At 37.9% G+C, this 21,121-nt stretch carries 11 protein-coding genes; 6 read left to right on the top strand and 5 right to left on the bottom strand.

Annotation, left to right across the window (positions count from 1 at the left end; genetic code table 11):
- Window positions 1-134: 134 nt before the first annotated feature.
- Window positions 135-6,101, bottom strand: a complete 5,967-nt coding sequence (locus AC27IF_RS18505; RefSeq protein ID WP_487055831.1) for a cellulase family glycosylhydrolase — start codon at window positions 6,099-6,101, stop codon at window positions 135-137.
- Between the two features lie 371 nt (window positions 6,102-6,472).
- Between AC27IF_RS18505 and AC27IF_RS18500 the strand changes: the two genes are divergently transcribed.
- Window positions 6,473-7,966 (top strand): tryptophan halogenase family protein, encoded by a 1,494-nt coding sequence (locus AC27IF_RS18500; RefSeq protein WP_487055830.1) that lies wholly within the window; start codon window positions 6,473-6,475, stop codon window positions 7,964-7,966.
- A gap of 178 nt (window positions 7,967-8,144) precedes the next feature.
- Here AC27IF_RS18500 and AC27IF_RS18495 read toward each other — a convergent pair whose 3' ends face one another.
- A complete protein-coding gene (locus AC27IF_RS18495) occupies window positions 8,145-11,192 on the bottom strand; it encodes a TonB-dependent receptor (RefSeq protein ID WP_487055829.1) in 3,048 nt (1,015 codons plus the stop codon).
- Between the two features lie 376 nt (window positions 11,193-11,568).
- A complete protein-coding gene (locus AC27IF_RS18490; protein ID WP_487055828.1) occupies window positions 11,569-12,303 on the bottom strand; it encodes a helix-turn-helix domain-containing protein in 735 nt (244 codons plus the stop codon).
- 238 nt (window positions 12,304-12,541) lie between these two features.
- Between AC27IF_RS18490 and AC27IF_RS18485 the strand changes: the two genes are divergently transcribed.
- The 5 genes from AC27IF_RS18485 (at window position 12,542) to AC27IF_RS18465 (ending at window position 17,980) form a co-directional block, all read left to right on the top strand.
- Complete coding sequence (locus AC27IF_RS18485; protein ID WP_487055827.1) at window positions 12,542-13,456, top strand: sugar phosphate isomerase/epimerase family protein; 915 nt, start codon at window positions 12,542-12,544, stop codon at window positions 13,454-13,456.
- A complete protein-coding gene (locus AC27IF_RS18480) occupies window positions 13,449-14,621 on the top strand; it encodes a Gfo/Idh/MocA family protein (RefSeq protein WP_487055826.1) in 1,173 nt (390 codons plus the stop codon). Before AC27IF_RS18485 ends, AC27IF_RS18480 begins: the two co-directional genes overlap by 8 nt.
- Complete coding sequence (locus AC27IF_RS18475) at window positions 14,618-15,514, top strand: phytanoyl-CoA dioxygenase family protein (RefSeq protein ID WP_487055825.1); 897 nt, start codon at window positions 14,618-14,620, stop codon at window positions 15,512-15,514. Before AC27IF_RS18480 ends, AC27IF_RS18475 begins: the two co-directional genes overlap by 4 nt.
- A 72-nt stretch (window positions 15,515-15,586) precedes the next feature.
- Window positions 15,587-16,912: an MFS transporter gene (locus AC27IF_RS18470; protein WP_487055824.1), complete on the top strand. Its 1,326-nt coding sequence runs from the start codon at window positions 15,587-15,589 to the stop codon at window positions 16,910-16,912.
- Between the two features lie 69 nt (window positions 16,913-16,981).
- Window positions 16,982-17,980 carry a sugar phosphate isomerase/epimerase family protein gene (locus AC27IF_RS18465; protein ID WP_487055823.1) on the top strand — a complete coding sequence of 333 codons (999 nt, stop codon included), beginning with the start codon at window positions 16,982-16,984 and terminating at the stop codon, window positions 17,978-17,980.
- A 108-nt stretch (window positions 17,981-18,088) separates the two neighbouring features.
- Here AC27IF_RS18465 and AC27IF_RS18460 read toward each other — a convergent pair whose 3' ends face one another.
- Window positions 18,089-19,897 (bottom strand): arylsulfatase, encoded by a 1,809-nt coding sequence (locus AC27IF_RS18460; protein ID WP_487055822.1) that lies wholly within the window; start codon window positions 19,895-19,897, stop codon window positions 18,089-18,091.
- A 79-nt stretch (window positions 19,898-19,976) separates the two neighbouring features.
- Window positions 19,977-21,121, bottom strand: a 1,145-nt coding sequence (locus AC27IF_RS18455) for an AGE family epimerase/isomerase (RefSeq protein WP_487055821.1), incomplete at its 5' end; no start/stop codon positions are given.

The raw sequence follows: 21,121 nt of genomic DNA, 5'->3' as shown, positions 1-21,121 counted from the left end.
ACGAGTAAAAACAAGGGCTATAGATAAATTTATTAAGCCGATAATAAGTGACTTTCCCTCACTGAACCTGCCTAAATATCATCATAAAAAAGCCGCTATTAAGCGGCTTTTGCATTCACGTTATAAAGAAAGAATCATTCAAATAATGCTCGGTAATCAACCGAGTATTGCTTGATAAGCTCACAAACAGGTTTATGTAACTGTAAGTGAATAGTATCACCCTCAACATTTAAACCTGGCGCGCCCAAGCCGGTAATACGGTATTCACTGTCATCAACAACACAGTAAAATTGAAAACCGTCATTGTTAGCAGACCAGCCACCTGAGAACACACCATAAGGGCCAGAACCCCATTGGCCACCAGTAGTGCCATTGCCCCATTCAAGGCCCGTTAACTGCCAACCTAACATACCACCTATCGCATCTTTATTATTCCAAGCGGCTTCATACCAATCAGTAAAGACTTGGGTACGTTTTGCTATACCTTCAGCAATTGTGGCACTAACATAAGCTGCACCATCAGGGTTACTATCAGGACGCTTAACATTAGCAGGCCAGCTAAACTCACCAATATAGGTAGGTTTACCTAATTCACGACCTAATGCGGCTAATTGCTCAAAACTATTCAGCGTTTGTGCATCGGTCATATTCCACCATGTTGGGTAAAGATGTGCACTCACCGCATCAATATTAGCATGAGAGTTAAGCTCTTTAAGTTTCTCGTAGCTATCTCCCGAGCCATTAAAGTCAAAAGAGGACTCCATACCAATAGACACTAAATGGTTTGGTGATAAAGATTTTAAATGGGTTGAAATATCATCAATCCAATCTTCAAAACCATTGGCAATACGAGGTTCATTGGCTAATTCCCACATCATAATGGTTGGATCATCTTTGTACTTAACACCGGTAATTTGGTTAGTATGGTTAAGTAAGTTAGTAATGAAGGCTTTGAAGTTAACACGCCCTTCTGCACTTTCGTAACCACCGTAATCACCAATAGTGCCAAAGTACGGCCATTCATCCGCTAAACTAAGAATTAAACGCATATCTTTTTCAGCGGCTAACGCCACGTAGTTATCAAATAATTCAAAACTACGATCGATAATCGCTTGCTCGCCTTCTGTACGCTCATTCGGCTCTTTACTTAAAATAAAGCTATTACCAGACTTCATGTTGATACAAACACCGTCATGGGTTTTGGTATCATTACAAAACATCCAAGTACGAATAGCATTCATACCGGTCGCTTGTGCACGCTTGAAAACATCTTCTGCCATGGCTTCAGGTTTATACATTAAATAATACTGGTTAGTGCCATTAAAATACCATGGCTTACCATCAAGCATAAATTGTGAACCCTTAGTTTCAATATATGAGGCAAGCGCAAGTTCACCAACTCGTACACCGATACTTTCAGTTGAGCTTGTACCCTCTAGCCCTACTGTTATACGGTAAAAACCGTCATCAGTTACAGGAATTAATAAAGGACTAGCACCAGTATAAGTTGTTATTGTGCCGCTATTTACACTGTAAGTAAGGTTGCCGTTACCTTGTTTATCAAAATATACCGCGATGTCTTGGCCACTCGGTAATTGTTCACCTGATGTAGGCGCAGTAATAGTTAAACTTCCTAGGTGCTCAACAGTTGCTGACAATAGTCTTACATACCCCCAGTGGGTATTAGTGTTTGCTACACGAATACCTGTGGTGTGGTTACCAGCACTTAATTGCGCATCAAAAGTTACCGTTGTCGGACCTGAAGCAGTAAAATCTTTTGATGTACCGTTTAAAAAGGCTTGATTGACACGGCTATCGCCATTGACGTTATCCACATTGAGTGAAATACGGTATTGACCAGCGGTTTCAACAGTAAAATCCCAACCTGCAGACGAGCCAGCTTGGCTATTCTCTATTTGAATATAGTCAGCTTCAATAGTAACGGGTTGCGCTGTAACTGAAGACGTTGCCGCATCCGTAATGTCTAATTCAACGGTAGATAGTGGTGGAATTACAGTACCTGCTCCGCCACCAGTATCACCGCCACCAGTATCACCGCCGCCAGTATCACCGCCACCAGTATCACCGCCGCCAGTATCGCCATCGCCAGTATCGCCATCGCCAACTTCTTGCCAGTAAGATGCAGCAATATCAATCACGGTTGCTTTAATACCGTCAGTACCGTCAACAATGTCAACACCATGTTCAGTTAGGTCATAAGCACCGTATTGGTTAGACATATCTAACATTTCTTGGCCTGTGCCATTGCCTTTCCATGACCAGGCAATCCAACCTAAACCATTTTCTTCAGCTTTTTTCATGATGTTGATATGGTCAGTCGTTTTACCACCAGCGTAATGATTGCTACGGCCAAACTCACCAATAATCATTGGTAAATCAAGACTGTTCATATAAGTAATATGTGCATCAATTTCAGTAGCAGTTGACCATTCAAAATAACCATGTACAGAGAAGATAGTATTGCTTAACTCATCGGCATCAAAAACGTCTTGAGCACCAGCGAAAAACGCGGTTGAGTGCCCCCAGTCACCAGCATCAATGACTAATGGTGCAGTTATACCGTAGTCACGTAGTTCAGCTACTGCGGTAGCATAGGTATTTTTCCAAACGGTATGATCTTGTCCCCATTCGTTGGCGATGTTGATCATTAAGTATTTTTGATATTTAGGATCGGTTACTACTTCACCCCAAGCTTCAGTCCATTTGCTTACTGCATCTTGAGAGCTGATGTCGCCATCAAAAATGGCATTAGCGTCACCGCCACCGGTAATTTGGTAAATACCTCTAGCAAAGTCACCATGACCTTCCCAATACATTGGCATAGCAATCATTTCATATTTAATGATTTCATCTAATGCCGCGCGTAATTGATCAGCTGTTGTATCTTGACGTAGTTGTAAACGAACTACGTTAGCACCGGTTTGAGCAATATATTGAATTGATGGGAACTTAGCTTCAGGATCATCACCATACTGTAGGTTAACACCACGCATGACGAATTCACTACCGTCGGCTAAGTAAATTGCATCGCCGTCAACATAAATGTTGTCACTAGCAACAATGCTTGGGTAGTCGTTGGCGTCATTTGGATCAGTACCAGCAGTGGTCTCCGCATTATCACCAAAACCATCACCGTCAGAGTCTAACCAATCCGCTGGGTCATTCGGGAAAGCATCTTCACTATCAATAACTCCGTCACCATCGCTATCAATATCAAAATCTTCACCCGTTGAGACGTTTTTCGCTTTTACTTTATCTGTGTAGTCTTTCAAGATATCACACGTAGCGTCCCAACGTAGATCGTTACAGTAAACAGTGAAGCGATCCCAGTCGTTGTATAGTCCGTCACAGGTAACACTTTGCTGGTTTGATGAAGCACCATCCGGATTGAAACAGTATGCTTGATCATTACCAAAGTCAGTCTTACTAGGGTCTGTATATAGCGGCGCTTTGCCACGAGCAGCTTCCCAGTAATCCATGCCTGACATAACCCAAACCATAGCACCATCAAGATCTAAATCATCCGCAATGGTTAGCCATTCGTCATAGATTCTATCACGGTCGCTCATGCTAACACCGTCACGACCATCCCAATGTTGATAATCAAACATAGTGCTATTATCAAACTCGATCATGCGGCCGTATTCACCTAAGTAAACAGGTTTACCACCAGCACGTGCTTTTTCAATACGTGAGGTTAAGTAATTTTTAGCATCCTCTTCATTTAATCCCCACCAATCAGGGTACATGTGTAAAGAATAAGCATCGATTGCTGGATAATCGTGATCCATACTAAAGTCGGTACCTTCTTTGTACTCTAACGGAATAGCAGTTTCAGCTTCTTCTTGCGTAGCACCATCAGCAATCATCTCCTGACGCTGTGCTTCTTCCCAAGGGTTTACTTTATCAAAACCTTCCATACCGGTTGAAACTAACTGTTTAGGCGCGATAGATTTTATCAGTTGTGATGTGGTATCAATCCAATGGTGGAAATCTTCACGTTGTTCATCATTACAACTTACACAACGAGGCTCATTTGCCAATTCCCACATCATAATTGCTGGATCATCTTTGTACTGAACACCTGTTAAATGGTTCGTACGGTTTAGCAACATAGTTATGTATTCTTGAAAACGTTGTTGTGACCATTCATCACCGTAGAACTGTGCAGCGGCATTAACTAAATATTCATAGTCTTGTTTGTCGTCTTCAGCGATTGGCGCATTCACAATATAGTTCTGATAATCTTGCTGGTATAACGCATCATTACTGTTTGTTGGTGCTTTACCAATTTCATCAAAGCGCTGCTTGATTTCAGCACGATAACATTGCATATAATCATCGTCATCATTAGCAACACCATCACCATCAACATCAATGTTTGGTGACCATGCCGCATATTGACACATGCCACCAAAGCCTCCCCAATAATTGGTTAATGGTAAAATAATTTTAATACCACGCTCTGCGGCTTGTGCAATAACAAAATCAAGTTGCTTTAAACCCACTTCGTTATAACGATCAGCTTCAGAGACCTTATCTGGATTCTTTGGTTGGAAACAATGGCTTTGCGCTGAAGTACCGGTGCCAAATTCCGGATCCCAATAGCCAGTGTAATCAGGTCGACTGTAATATTCACCATCACAAAATCCCCACGTTCTAAACGAGGTCATACCTAGGTTTTCCATATCGTTAAATACGTCTACCTGCATGCTAGGATGTTTGTAAAAAGAGAAATAATGGTTTGAACCATTGTTATAGAAATAATTACCGTTTAAGCCAAAGTGGCCATCATCGGTAACATAAACAAAGTTGTTGTGGCGAGGTTTATCACCACCAGTAACATTAACGGTTGCCGTTAACTGACTATCATTGCTTAACGTTAAAACCAGTAAATAGTTTCCTTTTGCTAAGCCAATCAGATCTGACGCTGTAATAGTCATTTCACCATTATCAAGCACTGGAGAAATCATTTTACTATTCAATGTACTATGGCTAACCGTTTCACCTTCCAATGATAGCGTAAAAGTTATGTCACTTGGTTGCTCAGTATTAAACGTTTTAATACTGGGTGTAAGTGTTGGCTCAGGATCGTCAAGTGTTGTGACCGCCAAATTAGCTGAAATGCTTTCAGCATTATCAAAAGCAATGCTAACAGAATAGTTAGCATCAACTAATGACTGTAAATAACTGTTATTTAAACTTAATGATGTTTCACCTGCACTGTAATCATTGACCGATAGCGTTTGTCCGTTAACAATTACGCTGATTAAATTCGCACCATCTAAGCTAAGGTCATAACTTACATCGGTAGGTTCATTGGTGATATATGTTTGACTGCTGGGGCTGATGCTTGGCTCTGGCGTTACTTCAAGTTCAGTAATGTTTACACCACGCGCCCAAATATAGCCCCACTGACCTCGACCATCGATACCTATTTTATTATTGCCTTTGGCTAAGTCTATTACAAAACGATAAGAAGCATCAGTAGGAGTTTGGCCCGTTGTAACTGTTTCAACCGTATCATTCACAAAAAAATTATTAACTTTATTACCATGAGGTGATTGATAGATAATATCAACTTGATATTGTCCATTTGCAGGCGCTTCATACGACCATTCAACTAAGCCATGAGCTAAATTAGCATAATCAGATACTAAGGTTGCACCACTAGATAAACTTGCTTGGCTTGCTGTTAAGTCAAAATTACCTATTTCACCTTCTTCCTCTTCTTCCTCTTCTTCTTCGCCTTCTCCCGACACACTAACGCTCAAGTTAGCTGTACTTGCATCACTAAAATGCACAATAAAATTATGCTCTCCGGATTGCAGAGAATCTAAGTAACTCGATCTTATCGTGAGTATACCGTTGCTATTGAAATAATCTTGAGTACCCTCTAAATACCAAAAGCCTGTTCCTGCATCTGGTTGTAATTCAATCTGTAAATCTTTATTTGAATTAATTTCATAATTGATGTTATTTGGGGATATATCACCAGCATAACTGCCAATACTGGCAAGCAGCATAGCTATGCTAGAGAGCTTCCCCGCTCTGCTTATACTCTTTTTATTATTATTCATTCTTACCTCGTTAGTTTTATTATATAAGGTTAGGCATACAAACCATTTCACATCAATCCAAAAGAAACAGACATGAACCGGTTCATAGGCACCGATAGCACTCTAATTTATTAAATGAAAACTTACAACCTATTTGAGTAAAAAACATACTAAACTTGATATACCACTAAACCTTCATTAAATAACCAACAAATATGTTGAAAGGAAAACATGAGAGAAGTATAAATATTTCACAAATATATTAGTTGTACCATTACAGATTAACACACCATAAAAACGAACCGGTTAAAGTTGATAAAAGAATATCGTTCAATCATATTTGTTAGTAAACTAAGCAGTAAATATGTATTTAATTTCAGGACTGTAAAATAATGGGAAAACACACAAAGAAAGAAATTGTTATTGTTGGCGGTGGCACTGCGGGCTGGATGACAGCAAACATACTTGCTTATTCTCTTCCTAAGTTGAAATTTTCGATAACAGTTATTGAATCACCCGATGTTGGTATTATTGGGGTAGGTGAAGGTTCAACACCTGCACTACGAAACTTTTTTGACTTGTTAGATATTAAAGAATGCGATTGGATGTCAGCTTGTAATGCTACTTATAAAGCGGGAATTACTTTTAAAAACTGGTCCACAGTTAAAGGCTATGAAAGTTATTTCCACCCTTTTCCTTCAACGTTAGATCATCACAGTCAACAAAGTTTCTTTTATAATGCCCAACTTAGAGCAATGGGATTTGACTTAGCTGCGAACCCTAATGACTTCTATATTACTGCCAAAATTGCCGAGCAAAACAAAGTGCCAATTGCTAATAAGAACTTTCCTTTTGAAATTGACTATGCATATCATTTCGATTCAAATCTATTAGGAAAATACCTTAGAAAAATTGCTGTAAGTAAAGGTGTTAAACATATTATTGATCATGTTGAAGATGTGAATTTAACTGGTCAAAATCATATTCAATCACTTATTTTAAAAAATAGACAAAACGTTGAAGGGGACTTGTTTGTTGATTGTACTGGTTTCAAAGGCTTACTAATCAATAAATTGCCTAATATTCAGTATATCTCTTATGAGGATGAACTTTACAATGATTCAGCAATTGCTATTTCCACATCAACAATTGAAGAAACAGTAAGTGCACAAACAACTTCTACTGCATTAAAGTATGGCTGGGCGTGGAAAATACCTCTTACAAACCGAATTGGAAATGGTTACGTTTATAGCTCTAAATATACCAATAAAGAAGACGCTGAACGGGAGTTTAAAGAGCATTTAAATATTACTGATAACAGAGTAAAAGTCAGGCATTTATCTTTTAAACTGGGCCGAAATAATAAACATTGGCAAAATAATTGTCTTGCTGTTGGTTTGTCGCAAGGGTTCATTGAACCGTTAGAAGCTACTGCTTTATTATTAATTCAGCAAACTGTTGGGAAATTTGTCAATGCCTATCAGCAAGGTGGTTTTACCAACAATCATCAAGCGACATTTAATCAACAAATTAATAATGATTTTGATGGTATTAAAGACTATATTGTTATGCACTATGCCTTAAACTCACGTCAAGATACGCAGTACTGGAATGATAACCGTGCCCATTTACCTAATGTAGCACCACGATTACAAGAGTTATTAAAAGGTTGGCAAAGTGGCGTTGACATCAGCCATTTAGTGACAAAATTAAACCTTCAACAGCATTACCCTATTCCATCATGGTATGCCATTTTGGCCGGATATGGCTACTTCCCGACGAGTTTAACTCCTCCTAGTCCAAAACATAAAGTTAATGGACACAGCCAGTCAAAAGAGTTTCTACATCATTGCTCATCTCACTTTCCTAAGTACCAGCGAGGTTAGTCACAATTAATTTATCTAGTTTAATTAGAGGATTAAACTAGATAAATATACTTTACAACATAAACATAAACATAAACATAAACATAAACATAAACATAAACATAAACATAAACAAAAAAACCACTTATTGATATATCAACAAGTGGCTTTTACATAACGTTAAATTAATCGTTTAATTTTATAAACGTCCTCGAATACCCACAGTATAACGAGCTTCATTAATAAATTGCTTCTGACGATTATCTTCCCATTGTAAGTAACGAGACTGAGATTCTTCTGTCAGGTTAGTTCCTTGTGCATAGATTGATAAGTTTTCAGTAATATCATAACTAATCGATGCATCAACATAACTTGTAGGTTCATTATAGTGAGCGAAAGTTCTGCTAACTTCTGCACCATCGTCCCAAATATTCTGCACTCCAACTAGAGACTCACTACGGTAGTTATGAGCTAAACGAACAGCTAAACCATTCTTTTCCCAATAAAGTACAGTATTAGCCTGATCTTTAGAGTTATCTGGTACACCTAAATCATCACCATACCAGTCAGTGTTTGCACTTTCACTGTTTGAATATGTATAATTAAACATAACACCAAAGCCGTTAATTACTTCAGGTAAAAAGTCAAAGGCTTGTTGATAGCTAAACTCAAAACCTTCTATTTTACCACCTTCACCATTTAAAATAGTGCTTGTTGGTACACTAGGGTTAGTCACTTGACCATCAGAATCAGGAATATCACTTCGAATTACAGTGCCATTTTCAATAAATGACTCAATATCCATTTGAAATATACCTAAGCTTAGCAAACCAGTATCACTAAAGTACCATTCATAAGAGGCATCAAAATTGGTTGATCTCCATGGTTTTAAATCAGGGTTACCATCAGCAGAAGCTGTTTGTGCTTGGAATGTTCCATCAGGCTGTATCAAACGGGTTACACTTAAACCTCTACCCAAGTCATCAGTATCATGTGAGCTCAATGTTTCATTATATGAGAAACGTAAAATCTGGTCTTCAGCTAGTTCAAAAGCGATATTTACGCTTGGTAGAAAGTCACTGTAATCATTTTTCGCAACTGTTTCGCCGCCATCAATATTTTCAGCACCTGGGCCTAATAGGTAAGTTTTCCCATCAACTTCTGCTGTTGTACCAGACACAGTTTCATGCTGCGTAATGGTTAAATCCGTTTCCACATAACGAAAGCCTACATTCGCTGTATAAGGTAAACCTAATTCACCACTTAAATTAACCTGTGCATAAAGAGAAATATTTTCCTCGTTCACTTTATAAGTGTTATTAGGATTCATAAACTCAATGTTCGGGCCATACAATTTAGCGTTAAACGCTGCGGCATCATCTAATGACTTTGGATCAATAAAGTATAACGAGCCTAAACCTGATGCGCCACCGAAATCACTCAGCTGTATAATATCATCAGCTAAACGGGGATCATTAAAAGAAATAGGGGGGATATACGTTTCTCCCGTACCTGGAGCAGCCGATGCAGTATCTTTCCAACGGGCGATAAAGTCTTCGCCGTCTGCATTTGTGAAGGCAGCAACGCCATTCCAGTTATAACGTTCGACTTCTCGCTCAGAGTATCTAACACCAAAATCAACTGATTCAACATCTCCTAATTCAAGCTGATACTTACCATCCGCTCTGAAAACATCTAGGGTCGCTTCTGCTTCATCACCATTATTGTTAATAGAGGTTGCCGCGTATCGATCTCGATTAGATCCTAAAACTTCTCCGTCAATTGTTGGTAAAGACCAATCTTGGCCACCGCCTGCATAATCAATACCTACAGGTATTTGTGTATAAACAGGCTCACCCATATCATTAAGTACAGGTTGGTTATTAGCATCTAGCGCTGGGCTGCCAGCATAGCCCCACGGGTTAACTGGGCTAATGACAACACCACCAGGCCCTTTATATGTTGCACCAACTTGCGAGCCATCATTGATATAATTATCAGCAAAACCACCATACTCATCACTCGTTGCAGTACCATGAATATATCGAACGCTACCTGAAAAATCGCCACCATTATCAAAGTCTAATTGAAGGTTGGTGTTAAGGGCTTCTCGGTCAGAATATGTATTTTCTGAGTGAGACATGACTCTTCGTGCTTGTAAGTCTGCCGCTTGAACTGTATGAAAATCGCCTGAGCCATCTTGAATATCAGGTCGAGCTATCGTTTGAGTTGGGTTAAACCAGCCCCATTTTCCTTGCCAAGCATTACTTGCTATAAATGCAGCTGTACGTTCATACTGCTCCATTTGTGTATAAAAAACATCTGCTGTTAACGTTAATCCTTCTGATAATTCAGCTTGAAAAGAGGCATTAACACCTAAACGTTCTCGTTCAGTAAATTTATTACCAGCTTGATGACCTTGAAAAGATTGAAATGCATCATTAAAATCGCCATCGCCATTAATATCATCTGGAGATTGAGCAAATCGGCCACCACCTGGGCCATCTTCCGAGGCACCACGATACCAATCATTACCAGCAGAGCCCAGTGTATAGTCGGCTAAATTGGCCGTTTGATAAGCAACATTAATTGTCGCCCCAATCGAACCTTCGTTAATACCCGCGAACATTGAAACTTTACCGTCGGTATCATCGCCCATAGAGCCTTGACTAAGTTCAGCAAGACCAGCAAACGTTGTTCCCTCATCTAAATCAAAAGCACGTATTGTTTTCAAGTCTACAGTTCCTGAAATACCACCGCTTAGTACACTGGCAGTATTAGACTTGATAACATCCATACCAGAAACCATAGTAGCTGGAATATCTGCGAAATCAGGTTGAACTGTAGTTATAGAGCCCGCAGCTAAAAACTGTTCGCCATTTAATGTAGTATTTACTTGCGGCATTCCTCGAACATTCAATCGAGAGCCCTCACCTGCTGAGCGTGTTATTTGAACACCAGCTACACGTTGAAGTGAATCAGCAATAGTTGCATCTGGCAACTTACCAATATCTTCCGCTGATATTGAATCAACAACACTATCAGCAAAACGTTTAGTGTTTAATGCTCTTAGTTGAGAGCCTTTTATACCACGTACTTGAATGATTTCAATATCATTATCTTGCTCTATTGCATTTCCTTCTGCAGCCAAAGTGGCTGTTGTATAGCAAGAGGATGCTACGCTTAACGCAAGTAGTGATTTCTTAAAAATATTAGCCTTATTGTTCTTTTGATTTTGCATTCCCATAATATGTTTCCTTAGTTTTATTATCTATATTTAATACTTTCCATTTTCTTTTACAAAAACCAGTAGTACACCGGTTCATTTTTAGCAAGTGATTAACGAGCTTTTTAAATCTATACCAGCGTAACTTATATTTCAAGAGATAATTTTTATTGCTATTACAAGTGGTGCATTATATAGGGAATTACTACCTCCTCTAAAGAAAACCAATTAAGCAGATTAAAATCAACAACATATAAGGATATTTAATTTGTTTTCGATTAATAAATTAAATTTATTCAATATTGAGATAAAATTAAACACGAAAACATAAGCTGGCCAAACAAATATGAACCGGAACCAATAACCATATAAGATAAAGAAAACACCTACAAGATGATTAACGTTGGTGTTTAAATGGCTTCTTTTTGTATTCACTGGGTGTAATACCCATAACCCGGTGGAATTCTTTAGTCATGTAACTTTGATCACAAAAACCACACATCGCAGAGATTTGAGCAATAGATAGTTCTGTTGAAAGCAACTTTTGACAAGCTAAATTTATTCTTAATTTTTTAATAAACTTAAGAGGTGAATCATTAAAGTATTTTTTAAATTTTCGTTCAAACGTACTGTTAGACATGTTTACTAACGTTGCTAAGGTATCTACCAATATAGGCTTATCAAAATTACAACGAATATATTCAATAACAGGCATGAGAATATTAAATGGAAGATCTGATTGCGAAGTATCTTGAAATTTTCTTGTTGTACCACATGTACCAACAATTTCATTGTTAGCTGATATTATGGGTCTTTTATTTGTTATATGCCACGCAATAGATAAATCAGGTTGACACACAAGCTCAATACAATTTGTTATCCCTTCGCCAGTCAATACTATTTCATCATCATTATTCCATTGCGCGGCAATAAATTCTGGCGCAATATCAAAATCCGTTTTTCCAATAATATCGAATTCTGTTGACAGCCTGTAGTTACGTAAAAAAATATGATTTACTTTCACATATTTTCCTTCAGTATCTTTAATCCAAAACTGTAGATCAGGGATACTGTCATACAATGAAAGTAATTCGTTGACTAAATTATTATTGATTAATTTATTTAAGCTCAAAGCAAATCTCTTGTAACTGATGTATTTGAAAATTAGTCCGTAGGCTAGAGCGGATAATATATTTCCCTGATTAAGAGAAGAATAGAACACCTATCTACGCCAAGTTAGCACCAAGATAATTATCCTCAATCTCAATATTTTGACTGAAATGTTATAAAACCAAACGATAACGTTACATAGTTCATTAACTATTTTCCATATGATTTAGTAACAAATCAATAATAAACATAAAATTAATATGAAAATTGGCATAGACAGTTATTGTTTCCATCGACTATTTGGTGAAGTTTATCCTCACCAGGACTCCCCTAGTACAATCATCAATATGGATCAATTCTTAGAAGAAGTTTTTCAATGGGACATTGATGGTGTTTCATTAGAATCTTGTTTTTTTCCAGACTTTACACCCGAATACTTAGCTGAAGTTAAACGTAAACTGGATGAGCGAGGATTAGATAGAGTTTATGCTTGGGGTCACCCTGATGGCCTTGAAGCAGGTGGAAATAGAGCTGCATTTAATGAAATGATTGAACATATAGATCATGCCGTTGCAATAGGCGCAAGTGTAATGCGCGTAGTGGCTAGTAGCTTAATGTTTCGATTTGAACCACATGAGCCTCAATTACGAATTTTAACCGATTGGTTTAAAGAAGCCGTTATCATTGCTGAAAAGAAAGGCGTTATTTTAGCTATTGAAAACCACATTGACTATAACTCTGATGAACTATTAAAGCTGTTACAAGATGTTGACTCCCCTTACTTAGGCATCAACTTTGATAGCGGAAACTTCCTTAGAGTATTGGACGACCCAGTTAAAGCAATGGCTAAACTAGCCCCATTTGTACATGCCACTCATATTAAAGATTTATTACCATCAGCGGGAGTAGCTGCTGATGAATGGTATTTCTTTAGTTGTGTACCTACAGGGAAAGGCTTAATTGATAATTTTCGCTTAGGTCAAATGCTGGAAGAAGTGGGTTTTGATGGTTTTATGGCAGTTGAGATTGATACCCTGCACCCAGACTATTTTGGTCAAGAAATTAGTGTCATTAAAGAAAGTATTCAAGAACTACGACGATTATCGAATGAAATTAATCATGATGCTGCACAGAAAATAGCAAAAACAGTAGTAAAGGGGATCGCTAATGTCTAGCAAACAGAAAGATCTTAATGTAGCCTTAATTGGCACTCGCTTTATGGGTAAAGCCCACACTAGTGCTTGGTCAAGAGTAAGTAGCGTTTTTGATATAGATGTTAAGCCTGTCTTAAAAGTGGTTTGTGGCCGAGATGTTAAAGCATTACAAACCTTCGCTGATCGTTGGGGCTGGGAAGAAATCTCTGATGATTGGCGAAAAACTATTGCTCGTGATGATATAGATATTGTTGATATATCTTTACCTACACATATGCATGCTGAGGTTGCTATAGCAGCAGCTAAAGCAGGAAAGCATATTTTCTGTGAAAAGCCGATGAGCATTTCAATTGAAGAGGCAGAGAAAATGGCTGATGCAGTTAAGTCTGCTGGTGTAATTAATTACATCAATCACAATTATCGAAGAATGCCTGCTGTCATGTTAGCTAAACAAATGATTGAAGAAGGAAGAATCGGTCGAATTTTTCATTGGCGTGGAACCTATCAGCAAGATTGGATTATAGATCCCAACTTCCCTCTTACTTGGCATTTACAAAAAGAATACGCAGGCTCAGGTCCGCATGGGGATTTGAATTCTCACAGTGTTGATCTCGCTCATTTTTTAGTAGGTGATATAGATAACGTTAGTTGTCAAACGGCGCAATTTATTAATGAACGACCAATTCCTGATAGCGGTGAAGCTTCTACATTTCAAGCGGGCACTGCCAGTAGTAAAAAAGGTAAGGTGACAGTTGAAGATGCATCTTTAATGATGGTTCAATTTAAAAATGGCGCTTTAGGCTCGTTTGAAGCAACACGTTTTGCCGCAGGTAGAAAAAACCATAATAGCTTTGAAATTTACGGTAGTGAAGGCAGTTTAATCTTTGATCTTCAACGACCAAACGAACTTGAGTACTTCTCGCGTAATGATGAGTCTCACATTCAAGGTTTTCGTACCATATTAGCCACTGATGCATCGCACCCTTATATAGATAAATGGTGGCCACCGGGCCATAACATTGGTTATGAGCATACTTTTGTCCATGCCGCCGCTGATTTCATAGAAGCGATTATAAATAACAAACAAATTCACCCCAACTTTTCTGATGGTTTAAAAACGATGAAGGTTTTGCAGACTGCAATGCAATCCTCTGAAAAGAAAAGCAACCTTAAGGTAGTATTATGAATATAGACAGTACCTCTCCTAAAATTGATGTAGAAGCTTACCATCGTGATGGCTACGTAATTATAGATATATTCACACCAAATGAAGTCAATAATTTACGTGAGCAAATCAATGCTATTTTGCAAAAAAACAATAATAGCTTAGATGAGCCAGCAAAATTTTACTCATCTGATAACCAGCATTTTGGCGATAATGTAGAAGATTACGGCAAAAAAACTAAACATTATTATTTTCATTTATTAACAAACCCACAAACACTATCATTTCAGCATGTGTTTCATAATCCTAAAGTTTTAGGGGTGATTGAGCAAATTCTAGGTGAACATTTAATTATTAATAATGCCTCTTTATTTGCTGCAGAGCCTGGTACTACTTATAAGCTTGGTTGGCATCGAGATGTTATTCAAATACCAGAAAATGAAATTGATGAAGCACGCATTTTTTCTAAAGACCAATTCCATAATAGCGTTCAAATAAATTTACCTTTATATGAAGATAAAGCACTCTGGGTTGTGCCTGGCAGCCATAATCGTCCAAGTACTCAAGAAGAAGTTAATGCCTTTAAAGGCTCTAAACATTATGCACCTGTTGAAGCGAATATGCCTGGGGGTATGCAAGTAACAATTAAACCAGGACAGGCTGCTCTGTACAATAATAACCTTATTCATCGTGGCGCATGCGAGAAGTTTGTTGAACCAAGGCGATCGTTACATATGGGTTATCACAGCAGTACACGCCCACCTACATGGCACTTTTATTTATTGAATAAAGACATGTTTACATCTGAATATTTAGAACAGATGTCACCTACCGTTAGAGAAATGATTAATCAATATTTTGAATGTCGACAAGAGTATCCAAATATGGAAGACAGATGGAAATTTGATAGATAACCCGTAATAACATTATAAATTACTATAAAAAATGTGGACTATTTTTAGTTCGCATTAATTTGAGAGAGCATTATGACAGTTGAGAAAGAATCAAATGAATATAATCGGTCAAGATTATTTTTAATTGCCTCATTAGCATTATTTACGGCTGCACTCAGCGTTGCATTACGTGCAGCTGTTGCTGGCGACATTAAAGCCGAATATTTAGATCCTTATAGCCTAATTGATGCAGGGGAACATATCGCGAAAGCCTTAGCAATGAGCTTTCTTGGCTTTTCAATTGTGCTATTTGGTGCAAGTCCATTTTTAGATGCTATTGGCATGAAGCGTATGCTAATTAGCGCTGCTATTATATTTGTATTAGGGAATATCTTAATTGTACTGGCTGGTACTATTGCCGTTGGCGATGATATTTATTGGGTTATTTGGTTAGGAATGCTGTTAAATGGATTAGCTTGGGGAGCCGTAGAAGCGACTATTAACCCTATGACAACGACATTATATAGAGAAGAAAAAACTCACCGATTAAATGTATTACATGCATGGTGGCCCGCGGGTTTAATTATTGGGGGACTGTTAGGTGTTGGTTTTGATGCTATAGAACTCAATTGGAAAATAACATTAATCCCAATACTTGTTTCATCAGTTATATTCGCACTTCTATGTGTTGGTATTGAATTTCCTACAACTGAGCGTGTAGATATGGGTATCAGCACTTCTGACATGTTTAAAGAAACCTTTCGAAAGCCAAGCTTTTTTATCTGGTTTGGCGCAATGTTTCTTACCGCAGCCTCAGAGTTAGCTCCTGGCCAATGGGTTGATATAGCCTTAACCCATACCGTTGGCATGCGCGGCATATTATTATTAGTTTATGTTAGTGGTTTGATGTTTGTAATGCGACACTTTGCAGGGCATTTATCACGTTGGTTATCTGATATTGGTTTACTATTTCTTTCTAGTTTATTAGCTGCTGTAGGTTTATATTTACTAAGTGTTGCTAACTCACCTGCAACAGGGTTAATCGCCGCTACTTTTTGGGGAGCAGGCGTAGCCTTTATGTGGCCAACAATGTTAGGGGCTGTAGCACACCGCTACCCTAATGGCGGCGCATGGTTAATTGGGCTTATGGGCTCAGGCGGGGCACTTTCAGTATATTTTGTCCTACCTCAGTTAGGTAAGTTTTATGATCAAGCTAGAACAAAAGCAATTGCTAATTTCGGGAGCCCAGAAAGCTTAACGCCACTTGAAATATTACAAGTAGATTCATTAGCAGCAGAAGAATCTTTCCAAAAAATAGCTTTAATACCTTCAATATTATTAGTTGTTTTTGCTTTATTATGGATTTTACAGAATAAACAAAAATCGGTACTACAAACCGACTGTACAAGTAATAGATAATATAAAATAAAGTGATGTGTTACTGATGACACTCATTGACGCTCACTTTTCAATAAAAGGATATAGAACATGTCAACTCGTCGAGATTTTATAAAATCAGTTGCCGCAGCTCCACTTATAATAGGCGGCTTATCAACTTTAGCAAACGCAACACCTTTTGCTGATAGCAAACAGAGCATTAATTCAAGAATATCATTATCACAGTGGTCTTTTCATCGTGCTATTTTTGGTGATAGTAAGGCAGATTATGAAAAGTTTAAAATCATGTTACACCAATCTGCAGATAGTGTTTTGCAAGGAGAACTTGACCCTAGAGATATCACTAAAGTATCTCGTAACTTAGGTGTTAACTCTATTGATTTGGTTAACGTACTATTCTACGGGCATGCCAATGATACACCTTGGTTAAGTGATTTTAATTTGAGGGCAAATGATAATGGTGTTGAGTTTCAGCTATTAATGTGCGATGAAACAGGCGCATTAGGAGCAAGCAGTGAATCAAAAAGACAAGCATCAATTGAGGCCCATAAGCCTTGGTTAGATACCGCAGCCTATTTAGGCTGTAAACAATTACGAGTTAACGCTTATGGTGATGGTACCTACTTACAACAACTAAACCAGTGTGCTGAGTCACTTGATAAACTAGCCACTATGGCAGCTACAATGGGGATAGAATTATTAGTTGAAAACCACGGTTACGCCTCAAACATTGGAGCTTGGTTAGCAATGTTGATGGAGCAAACAAACCACAAAAACTTAGGCGTTTTTACCGATTTGGATAATTTCTTTATGGGAGGCTGGGATATAGTACCAGAGCGTCGATATGACCGTATACAAGGAATTATAGATTTAGCGCCTTATACACGCGGAGTGAGTGTAAAAGCACATGATTTTGATAAAAATGGACGTGAAAGAACATTAGATTTTGAAACCTACTTCAAGATAATTGAAGATGCCGGCTTTACCGGTCTGTATAGCGCAGAGTTTGAGGGAAATAATATGACCGAATTAGCCGGTACCGAAGCGACGATTGAATATAGTAAAAAGTCTTTAGCTAATTTACTATAGACTTTTATTTTTCTTCCCCTCTAATAACAAGCCTATGACTAAGCCATTAAATAATTACTTTAATGGCTTAGTCAAATAGAAAAAAACATTTAATCAATAGCAAGTATTTTACTCACTTAATATTGTTAATGACTTAATGAGAAACTCATGATGTGCGGTTTCACTATCAACGTTTATTAACAGTTCAAATTCTCCCACTTCTAGCTCTACGTTCGCCAACACAACCTTCTTCCACGTTAACTCAGTTGCCTCGCCAGTATGATAACGACGCTGGCCTTTATCTACGCTAGGAATGTATTCAATAAAGGGCTTATTGTACCTAACCGTTTTATTACCTATCGTAATCAGGAGTTTATTGTCAACATTCCCCTCTGGTGCAGCATAAGCTAACTCGAGTTGATATTTTCCCTCCTTGACAACTTTTATCGGCCATTTAATTTCAGTATCATTTACTTGTGTTTTCAAATTTATCCAATCGTGTGACCAGCCGTCTTCATACGCATAGTCAACCCCCTCACCTTTGATAGTCGCCTCGTGAGCAGCCATTAATACAGATTCTCGCTCTTTATGCCCGACTTCAATTGAAATGGTGCTGAAACCATCCTTGATTAGGTCGTTATACCAAGCAAGGTATTCCTGTTTAAGGTTAGCTAATACTTCATTTTCTTTATCCGCTAAATTAACCGTTTGTTTTGGATCGACCTCTAAATCATAAAGGTACCAGCGATTATCCGTTTGGAAAGTTGCAAGCCATTTTTGCGTTCGTACCGCACCAGGATTTGAGGCAATAATTGTATCGCCTTCACGTTTAGAGTTTCTGAAATGATGCGTAAATAGTTTTCTATCTGGCCAGCTTTTTTCGTCAACTTTATTGGTTAATAAAGTAGATATATCCATACCATCAATAACTCTGTCATCAGGCAGCGCTATATTTAATAGCGATAAAAGCGTTGGAAAAATATCGACATGTTGTGCAATAGACTCAACCACTCTTCCACCTTCAATTTGTTGTGGCCAGTGTATGAAAAACGGTACTCGTACACCACCTTCATCAACTTTCCCTTTATGCCCCTTCATATCACCATTAAAACGTCTGTTACCGCCCGGAAAAGCAGGACCATTATCTGACATAAAAATGACAATGGTATTGTCATCTAATGCATGCGATTTTAGTGTTTGTAAGACTTTACCTACATTATCATCAATATTATCCATCATACCGTAAATAGATGAGTCTAGATTAGAAAGCCCTTTTGCTTTATATTTATCATAATAAGTTGAAGGTACTTCAAAAGGCCCATGTGGTGTATTAAATGGGATATAAGCTAAAAAGGGCTGTTGGCTTTTTTCTTTAATAAAGTCAATAGCTGCATCAGTGGTTACATCAGCAATATAACCTTTGCTTTTAAACGTTTGTCCATTTTCAATGAGGTCAGCATCAAAATATAAAGTTTGATGCCCATCAACAATACCTACAGCTTGGTCAAAGCCTTGACCATTGGGATCGTGTGGAAACTGAGCGCCATTATGCCACTTTCCAAAAAGTCCTGTGGCATATCCCTTAATTTTTAAAGCCTCAGCTAAAGTGATTTCCTCCTCGTGCATTTTTTCCCCGCCACGAGTAACACTAAAAACTCCAGTACGTAATGAATGACGCCCTGTTAACAATGCAGCTCTTGTTGGAGAGCATACAGGATTAACATAAAAACGATTTAGACTAACTCCATGCTCGGCAATACTATCAATATTGGGCGTATCAAGCTGCGGATTACCATTAAAACTAACATCCCCCCAGCCCTGATCATCAGTGAGGAATATAACAATATTAGGCAACGATTGAGTTTTTTTATCAACCTCATTTTTACTACAACCTAATATAAAAAAACAATAAACACATATAACGAAAACTCTAAACATAATAATTTCCCTGAAACTAAAAAATCAAAAACAAAAAGAAGCACAAATATAACGTTTATAAGCCTTACAACTCATGCAACTATTTAGCAATAAAGCGCAACATTTCTACAGTATGGTATACAGACTTTCCAATACTCCCTTTTGGCGTTTTTTTATCAGGAGTATTGTCTTCATTCAAATAAAAGTATTCACCGCCAAATTGCTTATCGGTGAAATGTTCAAAATAAAATTTTGTTAATTGCAGTGTGATTTCATCGTAATTATAAGTCGACAGTGATAAAGCTATAATTGCTTCACTGTGTTGCCACCATGTTTTTCTGTAATCCGCTATCTGATCAGTCTCAGGATTAACCTCACTGACAAAACCATTCCCGACAGAATTACCTATATATATTTTTTTATCTAACGTTACTTGGATGGTATGGTTTCCTCGGTTTGTGTAACTGATTCTTTGCTCTTTAGGTAAGAACGGCCAATTTCCTGCTCTTAGCATTACGGCCGCATATTGAAAGTTGTGTCCAGGGGTTACCATAGTACACGGTGTATTTTCATTATTAGGCAGACAACTCTGCCAGCTATCATTAAATTTCAACTTCACCCAGTGTCGACTCTCATCCCATGCATGACGATTTAATAAGCTTACATTTTGACTTAGTATCTGTTGATATTTATCTCTATGTTCTACATCTGCTAACCATAAGTTCGCTAAAAAAGCTGTAATTGGGTACATTAAAGATTGTAATGACTTTGAGCCACTTACAGCATTTTCATTAATGATATATTCACCATAAAACCCATGGTGAACGGGGTCATAAAATCGCGCAACAAATGCGTCAAACAATCTGTGTATATGGGCTAATAAAGTTTTATTTCCAGTTATACGATATAGTTCAACCAACCCAGTGAAGCCATAAGATTGCTGCCAAATATCTAATGTCTGTCCACTACTTTGTTGCTTACCATTAACCCAAGATTTGAAGTATGGCCCAAATTTATCTTCACCTAACATATTAGCTATTTGAAATTCTGCAGACTCATGTGCAATTTTAAGATAATTATTTGAAAGTGTAGAGCTGTAAGATAAACCATAAATAAGGCGGCTTAGTGCTACGGTATAAGTTTTTGTGGATAATGTATTTCCTCGGTTATCTAACTCAGAGTAAAAAGCCCCTGAATCAGCTTGGTAAGCATGTTCAATAAAAAAGTTGAGTAAATTATGTGTTT

The organism is Colwellia sp. KS18-150, from assembly GCF_057551365.1.
The sequence above is the reverse complement of the archived record's forward strand: the minus strand, read 5'-3'. Positions and strand labels throughout refer to the sequence as shown.